Below are 22,512 nucleotides of genomic sequence, written 5' to 3'. Positions count from 1 at the left end.
ACGCGACAGGCATTTAGGCCGATTGTCCACAGGCATTCACCGGGCGACGCATGTCCCCCGTACGCTGTATTTGCGGTGCAAGCGAGAGTCGGGGAAGCTGGACCGTCGCCAGAATAAAGAAATGCCGGCACTCGCGAGAGTTGCCGGCATTTCGCCCCAGGTCCCTTCCCATGCGTCCCCACTGCCAGAATAGCGGTGCTGCTGAAAAGATCCCGTTACCTCGCCGGACAGTCAGAGAAGGCCCGGCGTCAGGACAGAAACATGCTAACCCCATGACCCTTTTGAAACTTGCACGAACCCGACCCGCAGTTGCACTAATGCGGCGAACTTCGCCGATCAGGACGACTGCCGCTGCCTTTTGCGCCACATCGACGGCGACATGCCGAAGTGCTGGCTGAACACGCGGGTAAAATACTGCGGACTGGAAAAGCCGCAACTCAGGGAAATATCCTGAATCGGCTGGTCACTGTCGACCAGCATCGGCCGTGCCCGCTCGAGGCGGAAACTCTGCAGCTGAGCCGCCGGCGTCCGGCCGGTCAGCGCCCGGAGCTTGCGCTGTAGTGTTCGTGCTTCCATGGAAACGAATGCGGCCAACTCGGACACGCTGGCGTCGGGATTGTCGTAATTCTGCTCAAGCCAGTCGCGAACCTTTTCGAGAAACCTCGCGTCCCGCTCGGACAGATCGGGCAGCCCGTCCCCGGACGATGATGCCTGCTCTTTGGCCGGAGTCACCCCGGTTGCTGCCAGTTCGCGCCACTGTCGTTGCTGAACGCGCTCGCGCAGATCGACCATCCGCCGGAGTCTCAGTCGCAGCTCGGCCGGGTTGAACGGCTTGGCCAGGAAATCGTCGGCACTGAGAGAGTAACCCTGCAATCGGGTGGCCTCATCCTGCCGGGCGGTCAGAAGCAGCACCGGCAGGTGGCTGGTGCGCACGTCTTCGCGCAGTCGGCGCAGCATCTCGAGACCGTCCAGGCGCGGCATCATGATGTCGCTGACGACAATATCAGGCATGCGCTCACGCGCCAGTGCCAGTGCGCGTTGACCGTCGCCAGCTTCGATCACCGCCCAATCGTCGGACAGGAGCTGCGCCAGGTGCTGCCGCAGATCGTCATTGTCCTCGACGACCAGCGCGGTACCGAGTCGGCCGGGCCCTTCGACCGGGGGATCGGTATTCTCCGCACCAGAAAGATCCGGCTCGGAGGACAAATTCTCGAGTTCCATGAGGAGACGCTGTTCTGTCAATTGTTGGACGGGCGCACCCTCCATGTGGCCACGCCAGGCGGGCAGCCAGACCCGGAAGCTGGCGCCTTGTCCCGCCTGGCTGACCAGGTCGACCTTGCCGCCGTTGGCGCGCGCGGCTTCTCGCACCAGGGTCAAGCCGATACCGGCACCCTCTATGCGGCCTTGCTCATGCGCCGGCATCCGGCTGAAGCGCTCGAAGATCACGGCCTGCTGCTCGCTGTCGATACCGGGGCCGTTATCGCTGACCGACAGCCTGACACCATCGTCCGCGCCTTCGACCGCGACCCGTACTTTCGATCCGGACGGGCAGTACTTGAGCGAATTGCCGATCAAATTGAGCAGAATGCGCTCGACATCAGCCTGCTGGCACTGCGTCAGCCAACGACCGTCCACTTCGCATGCGAGATCGATCTCCTTTTGCTCGGCCAATGGCCGAAACGTATCGACCGTCATCGTCACGACGCGATCGATCGGCCAGGGTTCGGGCACCTTCTGGTCACGCGCGGACTGCAGCCGCGACAGGCTGAGGAGCTGATCAACCAGCCGTAACAGGCGGCGCAGGTAACGCCGGGCCGTGATTACGGCGCCGGCATCTTCGCCCTTCTCCGCCAGCCGGTCGAGGCTGGCCTCGATCAAGGTCAGCGGTGTTCGAAACTCGTGCGAGATATTGGCAAACAGGGTGGTGCGTGCCTGCAGCAATTCCGCCAGATCACTCGCCTGTCGATCGACCAGGCGCTTCTGCTCGCGCAGCTCACGCGTGCGCTCGGCTACCATCCACTCCAGATTGCGCCGACGCCGGCGCTCGGCCGCGATGAACAGGGAAACCAGCGAGACGGCAACAAGCGCATAAAGCGCCCAGGCCCAGGGCGCGAGCCAGGGGGGTGATGCCACGGCCAGCGACAGGAGATGCCGCTGCTCCGACCACACCCCGTCGCTGTTGGCCGCACGCACCGAGAAACGGTAGTCACCGGGCGCAAGATCGGGATAGCGGACAATCCGGCTGCCGTTGGTTTCCACCCACGATTCGTCGGCCCCCTCGAGTCGGTAGGCGTAGCGATTGCTTTCCGGTTGGGTAAAGTGCAGGCCGACAAACTCCAGCACCAGGGAATTGCGATCGTACTCGGCGGAAACCGACACCGGCACTCGCCCGTCCACCTCCAACGGCTCCCCGGCCAGCAGGACGCGCTCGAGATAGATCCGGGGTGGTTCCGGATGCAGTTCGATATCGCCGGGGCGGAAGGCATTGACGCCGTTGATGCCGCCGAAATAGATGCGGCCACTTTCGCCCCTGGTGACGACCGTGTTGTTGAACTCGAGGCCCTGTAAGCCATCGCCCAGCGTGAAACGTCGAACCTGGCCGCTGTCTGGATTGAGGCGGGCCAGGCCGCGATTGCTGCTGAACCACAGGTAACCGGACCCATCGGCAATCAGGGCGTAGACGGTCCGGTCGGGCAGGCCATCGGATTCGTCCAGCCAGGACCACTCCGAGATCTGGCCGTTCTCCAGCCGGGCCCGACCCAGGCCGGCCTGCTCAGTACCGACCCAGAGCACGCCCTCCGGGAACTCGGCCAGGTGAAAGACATGGTTGCGTGGTTGTCTCCCGGGAACACCGGCCGGATCGTGCCAGTCCAGGTCGCCGCTGTCCGGATTCAAGGACACGATGCCACGCCTGGTCGCCACCAGCATGCTGCCGTCATCCCTCTCCAGGAACGACTGGATTCTGCTCCATCCACGCTCGCGCCCGCCGTCAGTGGCCGACAGGTCAATTTCTTCGAGGAGCCGGAGACCGACACGATCGGGTTCAAGCCGGAATTTGGGTAGCCAGGTCCCGGCACCAACCCAGAGTTCCTCGCCATCGTCGGAAAATCGAAGCGCATTGACCGGCCGATCGCGGCCGTCCTCCCCAACCGGGTGGACCGCAAGCACTTCTCGCGCGCGACCGGAAACCACGGCAATACCCCGATCGGTCCCGGCCCAGACGTGACCGGAAACCGGATCCTCGGCCAGCGACCAGACCCTGTTGTCGGGCAGGCGTTTGTCGGGTTCGGCCAACGAGTGCAGGCGATCTGCAACCACCGAAAACTGGTTCTCCCGGCGTTCCCAGACCCGGATGCCACCGTGACTCAGTCCCGTCCAGAGCCACTCCCGATTGCCGGCGCGCTGCTCGAGCACCGAGCGCACGACATTGTCGCTGCCGAAATAGCCGTCCACTTCGCGATCGCGGATCAACTCGAAGCGCGCGGACTGCGGTGCGAAGCGCGACAAGCCACCCAGCCCCCCGCCGACCCAGACCACGCCAAAATCATCCTGGTAGACCTTGTTCAAAGCATTGGCGGGCGACGGCGTCAGCGAACCGGGATCAGCCGGATCGTGGCGGAAAACCCGAAATCCGTCGCCGTCAGGCGCAGACAGACCAACCCCCTCGGGAAAGCCGACCCAGACATAGCCCCGGTTGTCCTGGATCACGTCCAGCCCATAGACCAGATGATCGCGCGCGCTCTCCGAGCCCCAGCGAACGAAGCGTACGTCCCAGCGCGACTTCTCCGGGTCGAACTGAACCAGAGCCTCGCGGGTCATGGCCCACAGCATGCCGCGCGGATCGGCTGCGACTGCGCCCACCCAGTCGTCGGCGTGACCGTGATCGGTCGGCCGGATGTGTCCGGCCACCGTATCGCGCTTGGGGTCGAACAGCGTAATGCCGGACCGGCTGGCGAGCGCCAGCATGCCGTCGGGAAGGACCGCAATCGACGATCGACGGGCAATTTCGGAACTGATATCGAACTCCGCCACCCGGCGAAGGGCCAGATCGTCGGTCTGAATCCGCCACAGCCCCTCAGCGTTGTAGAACCACGGCTGGCCGGAGTGATCCACGGCGAGACGTCCCGTCTCGTGAGATTGCCCGATCGCATCTCGTTCCACGTGCATGAGGCTGGCGGAACCTGACTCAAGCACCAGCAGGCCGCCAGTGACCTGGACGATCAAATTGCCAGCACCATCTTCAACCATGTCCGTGACGTTGTATTCACGCCCACTCGCCGAGTCGGCCCCGACTTCCCTGACTGGAATTCTTTCGATGTGCAGGGAAGCGGGATCGATTCGATCGAGCCCGTTCCGGGTTCCGACCCAGAGCTGACCATCACGCCCCTTGAGCAGGACCTTGATACGGCTGTCACTCAGGGAGGCATGGTTGTCGGGTTGGTGGCGGAAGTTGCGGAAGCCGTAACCGTCGTAGCGACTCAGCCCGTACTGGGTGGCGACCCACAGATAGCCCAGGTCGTCTCCCGCCATGTCCTGCACCGCCGACTGCGCCAGGCCGTGCTCGAGCGAGAGGTGATCGAAATGCACTTCCGGGTAGGCGTTGACCCGGCCGGTATGAAGCATTGCGATGGACAGGAGCAGGCATGCCAACCCTGCCTTGGCGGCAACCCCCGATTTCCGCCGAATTCGAGACAGCAAAAGAACGTTCGCCTCCCATAAGCCCTTTCACAGTGTACAAGACTGCGGCCGTCTGGAAGGATAAACCGTCTCCGCCCAACAGTCCGGCTGTGGGCTCGCACCTTGGCCCGCAGGGCACTGACGGCTAAAATGCGCAACTTTGCGACCTCACGAGATACCGACGAGCCTTCCCCATGCGTATTGGCACCACCCTGACCCACTACATCATCCGCAACCAGCGCGAAATCGAAGGCGCCAGCGGCACTTTCACCGGCCTGCTCAACGACATCTGCGTGGCCTGCAAGAAGATCGCCGCGCTCGTCGACAAGGGCGCGCTGGTCAACGTCCTCGGCAGTGCCGAGAGCGAGAATGTCCAGGGCGAAGAGCAGAAGAAACTCGACGTGATTTCCAACGAGATCATGATCGAGGCGCTCGAGCACAACGGGCATATCGCGGCGCTGGCGTCGGAGGAAATGGAAGGCATCCACCCGATGAGCGCCGAACGCCGCGGCCGCTACCTGCTGCTCTGCGACCCGCTCGACGGCTCGTCCAACATCGACGTCAACGTCTCGGTGGGCACGATCTTCTCGATCCTGCGCGCGCCCGACGATACGAAAGCGCCGACCGAGGCCGACTTTCTGCGACCGGGCGTCGAACAGGTCGCCGCCGGCTACTGCCTGTACGGCCCCTCCACCATGATGGTGCTGACCACTGGAAACGGCGTGAGCATGTTCACCCTCGACCGCGACTTCGGCGAGTTCCTGCTTACGCGTGAAAACGTATCGATCCCGGACGAGACCCGGGAATTCGCCATCAACGCCTCCAACCGGCGCTTCTGGGACGAACCGATCCAACGCTACATTGAAGAATGCCTGGCCGGAGAGGAGGGGCCCAGGGGCAAGAATTTCAACATGCGCTGGGTCGCCTCGATGGTGGCCGAGGTCCACCGCATCCTCACCCGCGGCGGCGTCTTCATGTACCCCTGCGACAAACGCATCCGCGCCCAGGGCAAGACCGGCAAGCTCCGGCTGATGTACGAGGCCAACCCCATGGCCATGATCGTCGAACAGGCCGGCGGTGCGGCCACCACCGGAATGCAGCGAATCCTCGAAGTCGATCCGGATGAACTACACCAGCGCGTGCCGGTAATCCTCGGATCGCGCAAAGAGGTCGAGCGCGTGACCGCTTACCACGACTGATTCCGGCACCCCTTCGCCGGCAAAGAAAAAGGCCGCCCGAAAGCGGCCTTCTCCAGGATTGTCTGACTCAATCGAGCATTCAGTCCAGCGACCACAGCGCAGTGAACTCGGGTACAGGCATGCCCCTGAGTAAATCGAATTGCTCGGTGGCCTGCAGAATGGCACCGGCCTGGCGGGCCGAGAGCTGGCCGGCGACGGCACGCTCGAACTTGTCCTCGAGCAGCGGGATGCCTTCCTCGCGACGGCGGCGGTGGCCAACCGGGTAGTCGATGGAGATCTTGCCGGTACTCGAACCATCCTTGAAAAAGACCTGCACCGAGTTGCCGATGGCGCGTTTGTCGGCGTCGAAATACTCTTCGGTGAAGCGCGGGTTTTCCTTGACCGTCATCTTCTCGCGCAGTGCGTCGATGCGCGGATCGGCGGCCACTTCGTCGCGGTAGGAATCGGCCGTGAGTTCACCGAAGATCAGCGGCACGGCGACCATGTATTGCAGGCAGTGATCGCGGTCGGCGTAATTGTTGAGCGGACCGGTCTTGTCGATGATCCGGCAGCCCGCCTCTTGCGTTTCAAGCTCGATCTTGTCGATCTCGTCGAGCCGCCCCTTGACCTCGTCGTGCAGCTTGTAGGCGCACTCCACGGCCGTCTGGGCGTGGAATTCGGCCGGGAAGGAGATCTTGAACAGCACCTGCTCCATGACATAGCTACCCAGCTCTCGCTCGAGTACCAGATCATTGCCCTTGAACAGCACATCCTGGAAGCCCCAGCCCTTGGCAGTCAGCGCCGAGGGGTAGCCGATCTCGCCCTTGAGCGTGATCAGCGCCAGCTGCACGGCGCGGCGGCAGGCGTCACCCGCGGCCCAACTCTTGCGCGGACCGGTGTTGGGGGCATGGCGATAGGTGCGCAGCGCGCCGCCGTCGATCCAGGCCTGGCTGACGGCGTTGACGACATCGTCGCGATCGCCGCCGAGCATCCTGGTGACGACAGCGGTGGAGGCCACGCGTACCAGCAGCACATGGTCGAGACCGACGCGGTTGAAGGAATTCTTGAGTGCCAGAATGCCCTGGATCTCGTGGGCCTTGATCATGGCCTCGAGGACCGCCTCGATCTGGAGCGGCTTGCCGCCCTCGGCAACGTTCCTGCGCGAAACATAGTCGGCCACGGCCAGGATGGCCCCGAGGTTATCGGAGGGATGCCCCCACTCGGCGGCCAGCCAGGTGTCATTGAAGTCGAGGTAGCGCACCAGCACGCCGATATTGAAGGCGGCCTGGACGGGATCGAGCTTGTAGGGCGTACCGGGAACCCGCGCACCGTTTGCCAGTTCCATGCCCGGCACGACGGGTCCGAGCAGCTTGACGCACTCAGGAAATTTGAGCGCCAGCATCGAGCAGGCCAGGGAATCCTTGAGGCAGTAGTGGGCCGTCTCCCAGGCCTCGGTCGACGTGATCTCGTAGTCGCAGACGTAGTCGGCGATATTCTGGATCAGCTGGTCGGGGTCCGGGCGGGTTGCCGAACGAATATCGATCTCGCCACTCATGGTGCGGGCTCCTGATGGTTGTGCGGAAAGCCGGCCATTTTACCTCATGACCGATGCTCCGACTCTTGGGCCTCACGCCAAGGCGCAAAGGCGCCAAGATCGCCAAGGAAAGACTAAAAATAACAACATCGCTTTGATGCAGACATAGCCGCATGCATACTCGGCTTCGAGGCTGCTACAAACTGGGGACCCCCTCGAGAGACAGCCTCTCGCCCCCAAGAGATTCATATCCCAAACCCCTTAGCGTCCTTGGCGCCTTCGCGCCTTGGCGTGAGGCCAAACAGCACTCAGCCGACCGAAGCTACCCATTCGGCCAGTTCGCGGCGTCGGATCTTGGCGTTGTGGCGAATATCGACGGGAAACTCTTTCTTGAAAAGCACCCGCCGAATTTCGCGTGCGAGCCAATCACGCGATAACACTTCACGCACGCTGGCTTCGATGGCGGCCTGGTCCGCCCCCGGCTCGGGCTCTATCACGATCACCGGCTCCTGGCGACCTTTTTCACCGATGCCAACCAGGGCCGAACGGAACACGCCCTCGACCGCATTGACCGGGCCCTCGACGCATTCAGTGAACAGTGTCCCCTCGGGCGTGACCACGCGCTCGGACTTGCGGCCACAGAACCACAGTCGGCCGTCGGCGTCCTGCCAGCCCAGGTCGCCCATTCGGTGCCAGACCCGGCCCTGACTGTCGGTCATCTTCGCTTCCCGGGTCTGCTGCTCACGCTTCCAGTAGGTATCGGTCACCGTCGGACCGGCCACGCAGATCTCGCCGATTTCGCCATCGGGGACCTCTCCCGCATACTCGGTCAGGTCGATCGGCTGATCGGAAATCGGGATGATGCGCACCTCGTTGGCCTCGAGTGCACGGCCGATGCAGATGCCCTTGCCCGAGCGATTGCCGTCGGACAGTTCGCCGACCAGTTCGCGGCCGGCCACGGTGGCCACCGGCAGGGCTTCGGTCGCGCCATACGGCGTGTGGATATCGGACCAGGGATCGAGGGCCGTGTGCATGCGCTCGATCACGCTCGGCGGCACGGGGGCACCCGCCGACAGCGCACGCCGCACACCCGGAATCCGGATGTGGTGCTTTTCCAAGTGACGGCTGAGCGTGTTCATGAGTGCCGGCGAACCGAACAAGTGGGTCACGCCATAGGTCTCGATCAGGCTGACCAGCATGTCCGGGTCGGCCTGGGCCGGCCGGGTGAAATCCATGATCGGAATGACCGAGGTCATGCCCAGCGCCGGGTCGAACAGGGCAAAGGGCGGAAAAGTGGGCAGATCGACCTCACCGGGTTCGATACCGAAGGTTTCGCGCAGCAGTTCGACCTGGGCGGCGAACATGCGGTGGCGATAGACCACGCCCTTGGGTATGCCGGTCGAGCCGGAAGTAAACAGGATGGCGGCTTCGTCGTCGGCACCGACTTCGGGCGGATCGAAATTCTCGATGCGGGTCGAGAGCAGGTCGGCATACTTCAGGCCCCGCCAGAACGGGCGCGATCCAACGGAAATCGTCTGACGGACGCTGCCGCGCGCCCAGCCCAGCACCATGCGCGCAAGCTGCGCGCGTGTGACGCCGATAAACACTTCCGGCGCCGCCTCGGCCAGGCAGGTCTTGAGCGGCTTGAGCCCGATACCCGGGTCGATCAGCACCGGCACGGCACCGGCCTTGAACAGGGCGAAGAACAGGGCAAAGAACTCCAGCGAGGGCGGCACCATGAAGGCCACGCGGGTGCCCTTGCCGATACCCCTTGCCTGCAGGCCGGCGGCCAGGCGATCGGTCAATTCGTCAAGCTCGCGATAGCTCCAGCGCCGGTCACTCCAGCCATCGGCCGTACGCTTCTGCGGCAGGATCAGCGCAACCGTCTCCGGCTGGGCCTCGGCCTGCCGGGTCAGGGCGTGGGCGATGTTGATTGGCGCGTTTCGCTGTTGGATGGGCATCGGGCGACTCAAGAAAAATCTATTTGTCCACAGATGAACACAGATAAACACAGATTGTTAAAAAGAAAACCCTTCGGAAGGACGAGAATTCCTCAGTCGAGCGTGTTTGCATCTGGCATTTTAGGTATGAATGTTTTTCTTTATCTGTGTCCATCTGTGTTCATCTGTGGACAAAATATTTTTTACGGCCCCAGAAATCTCTGAATACCGGCCACGACCCGCTCCGGCGCATCTTCGAGGACATAGTGGCCGGCATCGTCGAGATAGTCGATTTCGGCTTCCGGCCAGATCTTGCGCCACAGGTCGAGCACGCGATCGTCGAACACGAAATCCTTGCCGCCCCAGAAGAAGTGAATGGGCTTGTCAGCCAGGCGGCTCAGATGTTTTTCGGTCTCGGCCAGTACCGGCCAGGCCGGGTCGGAGGGTTTCAGCGGAATGTCCTGGACGAAACGCAGGGTAGCCAGGCGGCGACAGGGCTTGCCGCGATAGGGGGCGATCAATCCACGGGCAACCTCGGGAGCGAGCTTTCGGGCGGTGGCCAGACGCGTGGCCAGGCCTGAAAATGCGTTGAAGCGATTGATCAGGAATCCACCAAGGCCGGTGCGCGCAAACTTCAACGCGAAGGGTAGCGGCTCGTCTTCCGGAATGGTGAATGCCCAGGTGTTGAGCAGCACGATCCGCCGCACGCGCTCGGGGTGCTGCACCGCCCAGGCCATGGCGATCGCCCCGCCCCAGTCATGCACGACCAGGTCGATCTCACGTTCGGGCTCGACCTCGTCGAGCCAATGCCCGAGATCGGCCACGCGGCTGGCCATGGTGTATTCGTATGCCGATTCGTGGGGCCGATCCGACAAGCCCATGCCAACGTGATCAACTGCCAGACAGCGATAGTCGTCCTTGAGCGCGGTAATCACATTGCGGTAGTAGAACGACCAGGTCGGATTGCCATGCACCATCACCACCGGCTGCCCGTCGACCGGCCCCTCGTCGACATAGTGCATTCGATGGCCGGCCGACTGGGTGTGGTAGCGGCTTCGGAAGGGAAAGAGTTTTTCGGGGACCAAGGGCATTCGATTGCCTATGTTGGCTGGTTCGCTAGTTGGCTGGTTAGCTCGTTATTGCCGGAACCAGCAAACTGGCGAACCAGATAACCAGCCAACGGTTTACCAAATAACTTCGACCATGCAGCAGTTCAGGCCCGAGCCGATCCCCATCAGGGCGATCTTGTCGCCGCGTTGAACGCGGTTCTCGTCGACGATCTTGCTCAACACCGTCGGAATCGAGGCCGGGCCGATATTGCCGAACTTCGGGAAGATCCGGTAGACACGCTCCGGCTCGACGCCAAAGGCCCGGATGAAGGCCTCGGTATGAACGCGTGAGACCTGGTGGATGACGACGTGATCGAGTTCGTTGGCGACCCAGCCGAGTACCTGGCGGGCCGTCAAATAGGTCGCGCCGGCGAGCTTCATGCCCTCGCGCAGCAGACTCTTTGTGTCGGTCCACATCTGGTGATTCCAGCCGCGGCAGAGATTGTTGAATTCGGTCGCAGCACGTGACACGCCACCCTTGTACTGATGGCCGTCGGGCTCGAGATCGCCGCGCGACATCACCATGGCAGCGGCCCCGCAGCCCAGGGTCAGGCTGGCGAATTCGCTCTTGAACTGCTTGCGGGTCACCTTGGGCTGGAGCAGGCGATTGATCGTGGTGTCATTGATTTCGCGACTGTTCTCCGCATTGACGATCAGGGCGTAGTCGATTTCACCCCTATCGAGCATGCGTGCGGCAATGTTCATGCCGTTGATAAAGGCCAGGCAGGCGTTGCCCACGTCGAAGCTTTCGCAGGTGTTGGGCAATTTGAGGTTGCCGTGTACCATGCAGGCGGTCGAGGGCTCGAGGAAGTCACGCGAGACCGAGGTGTTGATCAGAATGCCAACGCGATCGGGGTCGATATCGGCCCGGGCCAGGGCCTTGTTGGCTGCCAGGGTTGCTGCTTCGGAAGGCAGCACGCCTTCGTCCCAGAAGCGACGCTCCTCGATGCCGGCCAGATCGATCAGGGGATTGCCCCTCAGATGCAGCTTCCTGAAGGTCGGCTCGAGCCGATCACCGATTTCGGCACTGGTAACCGTGTGCGGGGCATCGACCGAAGCCACCGACTTGATGACAACATTGTCAAACAGCATTGATTTTTTTCCTGGCCCCGAATCGCGGGCGTTGAGCGAAGTTAACAGGCTATTATAGCGCGAATTGCCCAGCGGAGCCCAAAGCTGACTGAACACCGCCAAGTACCGGTCGCCGACCGCATCACCCGCGCCGCCACGGCCCTGCGCCAGGCCGAACAACCGCTGCACATTCTAGGTGTTCTGGCCTGGCCGCTGTCGGTGCGCGATGCTTTTCTGGCCGGCGGTGGCCGCAATCTGCCGAAGGTCGAGTATCCGGCCGTCGACACGGCGGCCGTCGACCGCGCCCTGCTCGAAGCTCGCCCGCTGATCGCGCAAAGCGGCCCTGCGCGGGATTGGCTCGAACGCATTGCCGATCGACTCGCCACCGCCAGCACCATGTTGAAGGCGCTCGGTCAGCCGGCTTTCTTCGACGCCTCGCGCGAGCTCTACGGCAGCCCGTCCGAGGCCCTGCCCGATTCCAGCGCCAGCCCGCTGCAGCTTGCACGCCGCCTGCGACGCATCATCAACGGTCTCAACCACCTCGACCTGGGAGCACCCGAAGACGCCAGCGCCACGGACCAGGACGTGGCCCGGCGCATGTCGGCGGCCGTACTACGCTTCTTCGGCGACGATGCACCGACGGTCGAGATCGTTGATCAGCTGTCGGCCAATGCCACCGCCGGCGCCGAACGCATCCGCATCCGCGCCGGGGCGAATTTCACCGATCGCGACGTCGATCAGCTGGTCCACCATGAGGCCGGTATTCACGTCGCCACCGCCCTCAATGGGCGCACCCAGACCGCGCTACCGATACTCGCCTCGAGCCATCCCGGCACCACACGAACCCAGGAAGGCCTCGCCGTCTTCGCAGAGTTCATCACCGGCTGCATGGACGTCGACCGGCTCAGTCGCCTGGCCGATCGCGTGCTGGCCATTCAGATGGCCGTCGATGGGGCGGATTTCATTGAGGTCTACCGGCATTTTCTCGAACAGGCCGAGCGGTCTGCCGGCCAATCCAGGTCACAGCCGACGACCGAACAAATTCAGCGTGAAGCCTTCGAACAGGCCCGACGGGTATTCCGCGGCGGCGTGTTGGAAGGCGGCGCCCCGTTCACCAAGGACGTGGTCTACCTCGACGGACTATTGAGAGTGCACGACTTCCTGCGTTCCCTGGTCGCCGCCGGTCGGGCCGATATCCTGCAGCTGTTGTTCTGCGGCAAGCTGTCGCTGGCCGACATTCCGGTGCTGTGCGAGCTGACCGAAATGGGCCTGCTGAAGGCCCCGAAATTCCTGCCGCCCTGGGCGGCCGATCGCCGCTTCCTGGTCAGCTACCTGGCCTATTCCGGATTTCTCGAACGTGTGCGCATGGGCCAGGTGCACGAACGCTACGCAGAAGTGCTGGCCAGTGCACCGGTGGCCCGCTTTTCCTGAACGCGTCTCAGCCGCGGCGACGGGGCAGCATACGCGTCATCAGCGAACGCAGAGCCAATGGCCGAATGGGCTTGTGCAGAAATTCGCAGCCGGCCTGGCGGGCCGCCTGGCGGACATCGGCCGCGTGATCGGCGCTGATCAGGATCGCTGCTGCCGCACAGCCGCGTTGGCGTAACGCATCGAGCAGTTCGAGCCCGGTGCGGCCGTCGTCGAGGTGATAGTCAACGACCAGCAAATGCGGGTCGAAATCAGCCAGCCCGGCCAGGGCCTGCTCGGTGTTACTTGCCACCCGCGCTTCAAAGCCCCAGCCCGAAAGCAGGGTGTCGAGCGATCCGAGCATGGCGGCCTCGTTATCGACAATCAGAACTCGGCCCGAAGCTGGCGATGAGGACTCGCGCGAATGCGGCCTGACCGCGTGCTTCGGCTCGGCTCTCGGCACCCGTACGCCAAAAAGGGTGCCGCTGCCCGGTCGGCTATCGAGTTCGATATCGTGACCGAGCAGCCGCGCCATGCGCTCGGCGATGGCCAGGCCCAGGCCCAGGCCTGGTGCGTGCTGACGCTCGCCCAGTCGACGAAACTCCTCGAAGATGACCGCCTGATCGTCTTTGCTGATACCGGGCCCGGTATCCCAGATGCCGATCAGCACCTCCTCGCCACGCCGGCGGCAGCCGATCAGCACCCGACCGCGACGCGTATAGCGCACGGCGTTGGACAGGAAATTCTGAAGGATGCGCCGCAGCAACTGCGGATCGGTCTCGACCCACAAACGGGTCTGGACACAGGCCAGGTCGAGCCCCCGCTCGCGCGCCAGCACGGAGAACTCGCCGCGCAGTTGTTCGAACAACTCTGCCAGCGGAAAACGGCTGCGCCTGGGCTCCATGCCGCCGGCATCGAGTCGGGAGATGTCCAGCAGTCCTTCGAGCAGATCTTCGGTGGCGGCCAGGGCGCCCGAGATCTGGGCCAGCGAGCGTTGCGTGCTGGTCTCGCGCACCCGCCCTGACAGCGCATGCGTCAGCAGTTGCGCGGCGTTGAGCGGCTGGACCAGGTCGTGGCTGACCGCGGCCAGGAAACGCGTCTTGGCTTCGCTCGCACGTTCGGCCTCGACTTTGGCCTGCTCGAGTTCGCGCGTGCGCTCGGCCACCCGCTGCTCCAGGGTTTCGTTGATGCGCCGGAGTTCATCCTCGGCATGACGGAAGTCGGTCACATCGGTAAAGGTGGCCACGAAACCACCGCCGGGCATCGGATTGCCGCGAATCTCGATGATGCGCCCGTCCCGCCAGGGCCGTTCGATACGATGGCGAGTACCCGCGCGCTTGTGGGCGATGCGGCGCTGGATCTTTCGCTCGATATCGCCGCTGCCCATCAGGCCCGATTCGGCATTGTGGCGCAGCAATTCGGAGACCGGCCGGCCTACACGGATCAGTTTCTCGGGATAGTCGAACAGGGCCAGGTAAGCACTGTTCCAGGCCACCAGGCGCATATCCTGGTCGACCACGCACACGCCCTGGCTCATGTTCTCGAGCGCGCCGGAGAGCACTTCGCGGCTGAAGCGGGCCTGTTCGGCCGCTTCGCCGACCAGGTCGGCCACGGTATCGAGCGGCGCCGGCGTGCGTCGGCGTGCGGCATCCAGCAGCAGCCGGGCCGAAGCCGAGCCCACCACGGCCGCCAGTTCGTGTTCCAGTCGGGCGGCCAGAATGCGCGCGTCGGCACGGTCGGCGAACAAAGCTTCGATTCGCTCCTCGGGCAGAAAACGCTCGGCCAGGCGATAGAGCATATCGGGACGCAGGGGATCGTCGGTGGCTTCCTCGGCGTGCGCACGACCATCCAGTTGCACGCCGATGCCGGTGACGAGCAAGTTGACCGCCAGGCTGGCGGCCACTGCCCGGGTCAGTGGTGACACCGCGTCGAGCCCGAACAGGTTTTCCGGTGCCAACCAGGTCAGGCCCAGCGGCCCGGTGCTCATCCAGTCGGCCTGCACGCCGAAGCCGGTCAGCAAGAGCGGCAGAAACAGCACGTAGGCCCAGACGAACACCCCCGAAACAATGCCGGCCAGGATTCCGCGGGCCGACAGGCCGGGTCGGTAGACCGCCAGCACCACCGCCGGCCCCAACTGCGCCAGGCCCGAGAACGACAGCGCACCGATATCAGCCAGTGCATCGGCCGCACCAATCGAGCGACTGTAGACATAGGCCAGCAGCAACACCACGACGATGCCAAGGCGACGCTGCTGGCGAACCGGAATGCCGAGTTCGCTCACCCGGCCCCAGTGGCGGTTGAGCAGGGCGGGTGTCAGCCAGTGGTTGCCGATCATGATCGACAGGGTCAGGCTGGCCAGGATAACCATCGAGGTGGCCGCACTCAGCCCGCCCAGAAACGCGAACAGGGCCAGGCCCCGATTGCCCTCGCCCAGCGGCAGCATCAGCACGTAGAGATCGGGCGGCACCGTCCCTTCGAGCAGGGCATTGCCGGCACGGGCCAGCGGCAGCACCGGCAGGCTGATCAGGATCAGGAAAATCGGAAACAGCCAGCGGGCAACGCGCAAGTGGCGTTCCTGCCGGCATTCCACCACGCCGATGTGAAACTGATGCGGAAGCGTGAACATGGCCAGCGCGCCCAGCAGCACCAGGGTGAGGAATGAATCCAGCCCTGAAAATGGTGGCGACGGCGCCTCACGGGCAAACTCGGCGGGAGAGGAAAACAGGCCGAACAGTACGAAGGCGCCAAGCGCCAGCATGGCGGTGAGCTTGAGCAGCGACTCGAAGCCGACCGCGAGCACCAGGCCGCGATTGTGTTCGGTTGCGGCCGCCCGCCGGGTCCCGAAGAGCATGGCGAACACGGCCATCAGCATGGCCACGTAGAAAGCCAGGTCCTGCCAGGCGGCCGAATCGCTTGCAATCGGCCGGCCGTGAATGGCCTCGAAGCTCATGGCCACGGCCTGCAGCTGCAGGGAAATGTAGGGCACGATGCCGAGCACCGCCACACCGGTGATGGCCGCGGCCAGCACCGACGACTTGCCGAAGCGATTGGCGATGAAGTCAGCGATGCTGGTGGCATTGGTCGCCTTGCTCAGCGCGACCAGGCGACGCAGAAAGGGAAAAAACACCACGAACAGCAGGATCGTGCCGACGAAAGTCGGCGGAATCGGCCAGCCCGATCGGGCGGCCTGGGTGGTCGTGCCGTAAAAGGTCCAGGCCGTGCAGTAGACCGCAAGGGACAGCGAATAGACCACCGGCCAGGCGGCGCGCCATCGCCCACTCGTTCGCTCCCCCAGCAAGGCGACGGCGAAAAGGACGCCAAGCCAGGCCAGACCAGCGGCAATGAGCACAAGGGTGGACACGATCAGAGGCGTTCTGTGCCGCTGTACATGGCGGTCAGTTTACGCAAAAAAAGGGGCCGAAACCGCCGCGCGGCTCCGACCCCGACAGGAGAGTCATGACCGACTCAGAAGTTGATGGTGCCGGTCAGCGTAATGGTGCGCGGCGGTGCGTAGAACGCATTCATCACGCCCTCCAGGCCCAGGGTGGAAGCGCTGCCGTCCGGCGTGGCGAACACATAGCCCGAAGTCTTGTACTGCTCGTCGCTCAGGTTGCGTCCGTGCAATCCGATCTGGTAACGGCCGTCCGCACGCTGCCACACCAGGTTCAGGTCGTAGAGTGAGTAGGCTTCCTGGTCGAGGAACTGCGACGGAATCTCGAACTGATGGGTCTTGCCGCGATAGGACCAGGCTCCGATTACCGAGAACAGGCCATCGTGACTGAACAGGGCCATGGGCACGTCGTAGCGTAGGTTCAGATGACCCGTCCAGTCCGGCGTGTTCTGGAACACCCGCTGATCCGAAACATCCTCGAGCGCGGTCGAGCCGGTCGCCGGATCGGTCACTGCGGCAATGAACTGGTCATAGTCAGCATCGATGTAACCCAGCGCGAGCATGGTGCTCAACTCATCGCCGGTAGTGGCCAGGTTACTGCCCAGCATTGCACTCAATTCGAGCTCGGCACCCTGAACGGTTGCAGCACCGGCATTCGTGGTGACGCCTGCAAAGGTATCGGAGATCCCGTCACCGGTGGTATCGACGCCGATCGAACCGGGCACCTGGATGTTGGTGTAGTCGCTGTGGAACAGCGCCACATTGGTACTAACCCGCCCGTCTGCGAAACTGGACTTGGCGCCAATTTCCCAGGTCTCGACTTCTTCAGGCTCGAACTTCATGAACTCGAAGACTTCATCCTCGGAGATCGTGCCGTCGCCATTGAAATCGGGTGTGGCCGTGGTCAGGCCACGCGGGTCGAAGCTGCCGCCCTTGAAACCCTGGCTCCACGACACGTAGAGGTTGTGGTCGCGGTTCGGCTTCCAGGCCAGGCTGGCGCGCGGCGTGAAATCGGTAAAGGTTTCCGAGCCATCGAAGTCCGAGGTGGTGGCGAGCACCACCGGGTCGCCGCCGAACCATGTGGATGCACCCAGCATGGTCTGGCGAAGCACGCGCGATGAGCGCTTGTCGCTGGTATAACGACCGCCCAGGGAAAGCTCCAGATCGGTCGCGAGGTCGAACCAGCCGCCCAGGTCAAAACTGGCGTCGGCGAAGACTGACCAGGTTTCGGTATCGACATCGCCCAGTGTGAAGGCGTTGAGGCCGGGTGCGCCGATCAGGTCACCGGTTTCGAACAAGCGCACGTCAAATGGCCCGAAGGCATTGGCATCCAGATAGTAGAAACCGGTCACACCGCTGACGATCTCACCCGTGAAGTTGAGCTGGAATTCCTGGCTGAACTGCTCGTTGTCATAGATCGTGGCCACGTCCAGATCGACTGGCGGCAAGGCGTCAAAATCGATCTGCTGAATGGTGTCGTCCTCGCGCCAGGCAGTGATCGACTTGAACAGCCAGTTGGGGTTGATGTCGTACTCCAACAGCAAGCTCAGACCCTGCTGTTCGGTTTCGTTCTCACCCTGCATGCCGCCACGAGAGTCGTAGACGTCATCGAGAACCGGGGCGCCCGAAAACAGCCCGGGGATCAGGCGATGTCCGCCGACCGGGTTGGAGTCATCCTTGTAGTAGTCCCCCGACAACCGCATGAACAGGCTGTCGGTCGGCGTCCATTCCATGCTGGCGCGAGCAGCCAACACATCCTTGTTGTAGTTGTCGGCACCGGTTGTCAGGTTCTTGCCGAAACCGTCGCGATTGAAGGTCGCCACGGCACCGCCGATGGCCAGGCTGTCGCCGATCGGCGTCTCGGCCTTGACCACCAGGTCGGCCTGGGAATAGCTGCCGACGCTGGCGCGAATGCTGGCCGATGGCTCATGGCCAAGACGCTTGGTCACGTACTTCACCGCCCCGCCGATCGTGTTGCGCCCGTAGAGCGTGCCCTGCGGTCCGCGCAGCACTTCGATGCGTTCAACGTCGTAGATGTCGAGCACGGCGGCCTGCGGCCGGTTCAGGTAGACATCGTCGATGTAAATACCGACACCGGCCTCGAACCCGGCCACGGGATCCTGTTGGCCGATACCGCGAATGAAGGCGGTCAGCGTATTGCTGGTGCCGCGCGAGATTTCCATGGTGGTGTTGGGCACGACCTGGTTGAGATAGGTGATGTCCTGTGCCCCGGCTTGTTCCAGGTTCTCGCCCGACAGGGCGGTCACGGAAAGCGGCACATCCTGCAGGCTCTCGGACCGTCGCCGAGCGGTGACCTCGATGCGCTCAAGTTCGGAAGCACCTTCCGTACGCTCTTCTTCGGCGGCATCGGACTCCTCGTCCTGTGCGTACACGCCGCTGGTCATCGCCAGGCCCATGACGATGGCGAGGCTCAATTTTGACAGCTTCAGCGAATTCATTTCTACTCCCTCTAATCGAAGACTTGGCTGGCGGATTGACGTCGCTCCGGCGATCCGGAAAGCGACCGGCACGCCATGCAGACTAGTCAAGCCCGTCCATGCTGTAACTTGTACCTTGGTACAGTTCCGCCGGATCGCCCCCCTTGCCACCATGGCCGCCGTATTCAAGCGGAACCGACTCCATGCTCAGCCTGATCGGCCTGCTCGGGGGACTCGCCCTGTTGATCGTACTCGTCATGCGCGGCATGAGCCTGTTCGTGGCCACGCCGCTGTGCGCGCTCATCGTCGCCCTGACCAGCAACATTGCCCTGCTGCCGCCGCTGGCCGTCGAGGGCCAGGCCAACCTGGTGACCCAGTACATGGACGGGTTTACCGGCTTTATCGCCTCATGGTTCTTCGTCTTTCTGCTGGGCTCATTGTTCGGCAAACTGATGGAGTCCTCCGGTGGTGCCGAGTCGGTCGCCCACTGGATCATCCGCCGCCTGGGCACGAAACAGGCCGCCCTGGCCGTGGTGCTGGCCTGTGCCGTGCTGACCTACGGCGGCGTGAGCCTGTTCGTGGTCGCCTTCTCGGTCTACCCGATGGCCCTGGCCCTGTTCCGCGATGCCGACCTGCCGCGGCGTTTCATCCCGGCAACCCTGGCCTTCGGCTCCGTGACCTTCACGATGACCTCGGCCGGCTCGCCGGAAATCCAGAACTGGATCCCGATCGAACACCTCGGCACCGGCCCCCTGGCGGCCTGGCAGGCCAGCCTGGTGGTCGCCATCTTCATGGCCACAACCGGCTATTTCTGGCTGCAGTGGATGCTCAAGCGGGCTGTCGAGCGCGGCGAGCGCTTTGAGCAACGCGAGGTCGATCCCGAAAGCGGCCGCGACGACTTGCCCAACCCGATCCTGGCCCTCGTTCCCCTGCTGCTCGTGCTGGGCTTTTCCTTCGCGCTGCACGACCAGCTCGGCATTTCCGCCCTGATCGTGGCCCTGCTGGCCGGATGCGTGGGTGCCGCCGCCATCAACCTGCGCCATCTGCATCAGCCGGGCCAGGCACTGACCGAAGGCGGCGTCGGCGCGCTGGTGGCCATCGGTAACACCGCCGCCGTGGTCGGTTTCGGCACGGTCGCCAAGGTATCGCCGGCCTTCGATGCCGCAGTGGTCTGGGTCACGGGCCTGCCCGGCAACGGCCTGATTAGCGCCGCCATCGCGGTTTCGGCGATCGCCGCCATGACCGGCTCGGCTTCCGGCGGCCAGGCCATTGCCCTGCCCATCCTCGGCCCGCATTACGTCGATGCCGGCGTCGATCCCGACCAGCTCCACCGCGTCGTTTCGATCTCCTCGGGTGCCCTCGACTCGCTGCCGCACAACGGTTACGTGGTCACCACCATCCGCGCCATCTGCAACGAAACCCACTCGGCCGCGTATCCGGCCATGGGCGCGCTGACGGTCCTGATCCCGGTCGCCGGCCTGATCCTCTGCCTGGGGCTGTTCGCGCTCGGACTGTGACGGGTCGTCAAAGCTTGTCGGGTTCACGCCAAGGCGCAAAGGCGCCAAGAACGCCAAGGACTGTAAGATCTTTGTGATTTAGCCTTCTTGGCGACCTTCGCGCCTTGGCGCCTTGGCGTGAGGCCCGAACCGCGGCCTACTGCACCGGCAAGGCCCTTGCGCTATCATGCCGGGTCGCTGCCGCGGCGGCACTCCGGATCAAACGCAGGGACTGACATCGTGAGCAATTCCGACAACTCGGCGGCCGAGGTCGCTTCGCGCAACTGGTTCACCCGCTTCCTGGACACGGTCGAGTGGCTCGGCAACCTGCTGCCCCACCCGGTCACGCTGTTCGCCCTGCTGGCCACGCTGATGGTTTTCCTGTCGGGGTTGTTCGGCGGGCTCGACGTCAGCGTCGAGGATCCGCGACCGGCGGTGGTGGAAACAGTCGAGGTCGCCGAACTCGATGCCACAGTCGAACGCACCCACTGCCCGGAAGGAGCGACCGGCGCGCCGCCTGACTGCGAAATCCGCGCCGTGAGCCTGCTCAACGCCGAAGGCCTGCGCAAGATCCTCGGCGGCCTGGTTTCGAACTTTGTCAATTTCGCCCCGCTCGGCGTGGTGCTGGTCGCCATGCTCGGCGTTGGCGTGGCCGAAAAATCGGGCCTGCTCTCGGCGCTGGTGCGCGGCATCGTGCTGTCGGCGCCGAAACACGTGGTCACCGTGGCCCTGGTGTTCGCCGGCGTGCTGTCGAATACCGCCTCGGAGATGGGCTATGTGGTACTGGTACCACTGGGCGGTGCGATATTCCTGGCGCTCGGGCGCCATCCCCTGGCCGGCATGGCCGCCGCCTTTGCCGGGGTCTCGGGCGGCTACAGTGCCAACCTGCTGCTCGGCACCATCGATCCGCTGCTGGCCGGCATCACCGAGGAGGCGGCGCAACTGATCGATCCGGCCTACGAGGTCTACGCCACCGCCAACTGGTTCTTCATGATCATCTCGACGTTCATGATTACCGCCATCGGTTCGCTGGTGACGATCTTCGTGGTCGAGCCTAAGCTGGGCACCTACGACGATTCGAACGCCGACCCATCGGTGCTCGACGACAGCCAGATGAAGCCGCTGACCGGCCGGGAGAACAAGGGCCTGATGGTCGCCGGCCTGGCCATGCTGGCAGTGGTGGGTCTGATTGCCCTGATGGTGGTACCCGAGGGCGGCGTACTACGCGATCCGGCGGCAGATGCCGGCAACTTCCTCGAGAGTTCGAAACCGTTCTTCCGCTCGGTGGTGGCCTGGATCTTCGTATTCTTCCTGGTCACCGGCTTCGCCTACGGTCGCGTCGTCGGCACAATGAAAAACGATCGCGACGTCATCGACGGCATGTCGTCGGCCATCTCCACGCTCGGGCTGTACGTGGTGCTGGTGTTCTTCGCCGCGCAGTTCGTGGCCTTTTTCGGCTGGTCCAATCTCGGGTTGATCCTGGCGGTGACCGGGGCCGATTTCCTGCAGGCCATCAATCTGACCGGCCCGATGGTTTTCGTGCTCTTCATCATTATGTGCGGCATCGTCAATCTGTCGCTGGGTTCGGCCTCGGCGCAGTGGGCGGTGACCGCGCCGATTTTCGTGCCGATGCTGATGTTCATCGGCTACTCGCCTGAAGTCATTCAGGCCGCTTATCGCATTGGTGACTCGACCACCAACATCATCACGCCGATGATGAGTTACTTCGGCCTGATCCTGGCCTGGGCGACTCGCTACGACAAGAAGTTCGGCATCGGCACCCTGATCGCGACCATGTTGCCCTACTCGATCTGCTTCTTCATTGGCTGGAGTCTGCTGTTCCTGCTGTGGGTGTTCGGACTGGGACTTCCCGTGGGCCCGGGCTCGCCGACCTACTACCCCGCCCCGTGAACACGCCCGAGCCGACCGAGCTTCGCTACGAACGTGGTCGGCGGGTGCTGGTGGTCGAGTTCGAGGACGGCGTTCATTTCGAGTTGCCGGCGTACTACCTGCGCACGCATTCGCCCTCGGCCGAGGTGCGCGGCCACGGCCTGTCGGAGCCGAAACTGCTGACCGGCAAGGAGGAAGTCGGCATCAAGGCCATTGCTCCGGTCGGCAGCTACGCCGTCCAGCTCATCTTCGACGACGGCCACGATTCCGGCATCTATTCATGGTCTTTCCTTTATGATCTGGGCAGGAACATGGACGCCAACCTGGCCCGCTACGCTGAACGCCTGGGCCGGGAAGAGCTTTGAATCGAACCGCAGATGA

Annotated in this window: 12 protein-coding genes; 5 read left to right on the top strand and 7 right to left on the bottom strand. The window is 63.6% G+C overall.

What is annotated here, in order from left to right; genetic code table 11:
- Positions 1 to 336: 336 nt before the first annotated feature.
- On the bottom strand, positions 337 to 4,623 hold the full coding sequence (locus G4Y73_RS11490) for a hybrid sensor histidine kinase/response regulator transcription factor (protein ID WP_164231773.1): 4,287 nt from the start codon (positions 4,621 to 4,623) through the stop codon (positions 337 to 339).
- Between the two features lie 248 nt (positions 4,624 to 4,871).
- Here G4Y73_RS11490 and G4Y73_RS11485 point away from each other — a divergent pair, with 248 nt between their 5' ends.
- On the top strand, positions 4,872 to 5,876 hold the full coding sequence (locus G4Y73_RS11485; protein WP_164231772.1) for a class 1 fructose-bisphosphatase: 1,005 nt from the start codon (positions 4,872 to 4,874) through the stop codon (positions 5,874 to 5,876).
- Positions 5,877 to 5,955: 79 nt separating this feature from the next.
- On the opposite strand, the gene G4Y73_RS11480 is transcribed toward G4Y73_RS11485, so the two are convergent.
- The 4 genes from G4Y73_RS11480 to G4Y73_RS11465 all read right to left on the bottom strand — a co-directional run bounded on the left by G4Y73_RS11480 (position 5,956) and on the right by G4Y73_RS11465 (position 11,530).
- On the bottom strand, positions 5,956 to 7,410 hold the full coding sequence (locus G4Y73_RS11480; RefSeq protein ID WP_164231771.1) for a bifunctional 2-methylcitrate dehydratase/aconitate hydratase: 1,455 nt from the start codon (positions 7,408 to 7,410) through the stop codon (positions 5,956 to 5,958).
- 287 nt (positions 7,411 to 7,697) lie between these two features.
- Complete coding sequence (locus G4Y73_RS11475) at positions 7,698 to 9,350, bottom strand: fatty acid CoA ligase family protein (RefSeq protein ID WP_164231770.1); 1,653 nt, start codon at positions 9,348 to 9,350, stop codon at positions 7,698 to 7,700.
- A 182-nt stretch (positions 9,351 to 9,532) separates the two neighbouring features.
- Positions 9,533 to 10,420 (bottom strand): alpha/beta fold hydrolase, encoded by an 888-nt coding sequence (locus G4Y73_RS11470; RefSeq protein WP_205596613.1) that lies wholly within the window; start codon positions 10,418 to 10,420, stop codon positions 9,533 to 9,535.
- A gap of 93 nt (positions 10,421 to 10,513) precedes the next feature.
- A complete protein-coding gene (locus G4Y73_RS11465; RefSeq protein ID WP_164231769.1) occupies positions 10,514 to 11,530 on the bottom strand; it encodes a 3-oxoacyl-ACP synthase III in 1,017 nt (338 codons plus the stop codon).
- Between the two features lie 198 nt (positions 11,531 to 11,728).
- Between G4Y73_RS11465 and G4Y73_RS11460 the strand changes: the two genes are divergently transcribed.
- Entirely contained in the window at positions 11,729 to 12,940 is a 1,212-nt protein-coding gene (locus tag G4Y73_RS11460; protein WP_205596612.1) for a flavohemoglobin expression-modulating QEGLA motif protein, read from the top strand.
- A 7-nt stretch (positions 12,941 to 12,947) separates the two neighbouring features.
- On the opposite strand, the gene G4Y73_RS14300 is transcribed toward G4Y73_RS11460, so the two are convergent.
- Both G4Y73_RS14300 and G4Y73_RS11450 read right to left on the bottom strand, forming a co-directional pair.
- A complete protein-coding gene (locus G4Y73_RS14300; RefSeq protein ID WP_205596611.1) occupies positions 12,948 to 16,277 on the bottom strand; it encodes a PAS domain-containing hybrid sensor histidine kinase/response regulator in 3,330 nt (1,109 codons plus the stop codon).
- Positions 16,278 to 16,381: 104 nt separating this feature from the next.
- A complete protein-coding gene (locus G4Y73_RS11450; RefSeq protein ID WP_164231768.1) occupies positions 16,382 to 18,766 on the bottom strand; it encodes a TonB-dependent receptor in 2,385 nt (794 codons plus the stop codon).
- 182 nt (positions 18,767 to 18,948) lie between these two features.
- On the opposite strand from G4Y73_RS11450, the gene G4Y73_RS11445 reads away from it, so the two are divergent.
- From G4Y73_RS11445 to G4Y73_RS11435, 3 genes are all read left to right on the top strand, one after another.
- The gene (locus tag G4Y73_RS11445; RefSeq protein WP_164231767.1) at positions 18,949 to 20,262 is read left to right on the top strand and encodes an SLC13 family permease; all 1,314 of its coding nucleotides are present in this window, start codon (positions 18,949 to 18,951) and stop codon (positions 20,260 to 20,262) included.
- A 219-nt stretch (positions 20,263 to 20,481) separates the two neighbouring features.
- The gene (locus tag G4Y73_RS11440; RefSeq protein ID WP_164231766.1) at positions 20,482 to 22,152 is read left to right on the top strand and encodes an AbgT family transporter; all 1,671 of its coding nucleotides are present in this window, start codon (positions 20,482 to 20,484) and stop codon (positions 22,150 to 22,152) included.
- Positions 22,149 to 22,496 (top strand): gamma-butyrobetaine hydroxylase-like domain-containing protein, encoded by a 348-nt coding sequence (locus G4Y73_RS11435; RefSeq protein ID WP_164231765.1) that lies wholly within the window; start codon positions 22,149 to 22,151, stop codon positions 22,494 to 22,496. The genes G4Y73_RS11440 and G4Y73_RS11435 overlap by 4 nt, the downstream gene beginning before the upstream one ends.
- Positions 22,497 to 22,512: the final 16 nt, after the last annotated feature.

It is taken from the genome of Wenzhouxiangella sp. XN201, assembly GCF_011008905.1.
In the GTDB taxonomy this organism is placed as follows: domain Bacteria; phylum Pseudomonadota; class Gammaproteobacteria; order Xanthomonadales; family Wenzhouxiangellaceae; genus Wenzhouxiangella.
The sequence above is the reverse complement of the archived record's forward strand: the minus strand, read 5'-3'. Positions and strand labels throughout refer to the sequence as shown.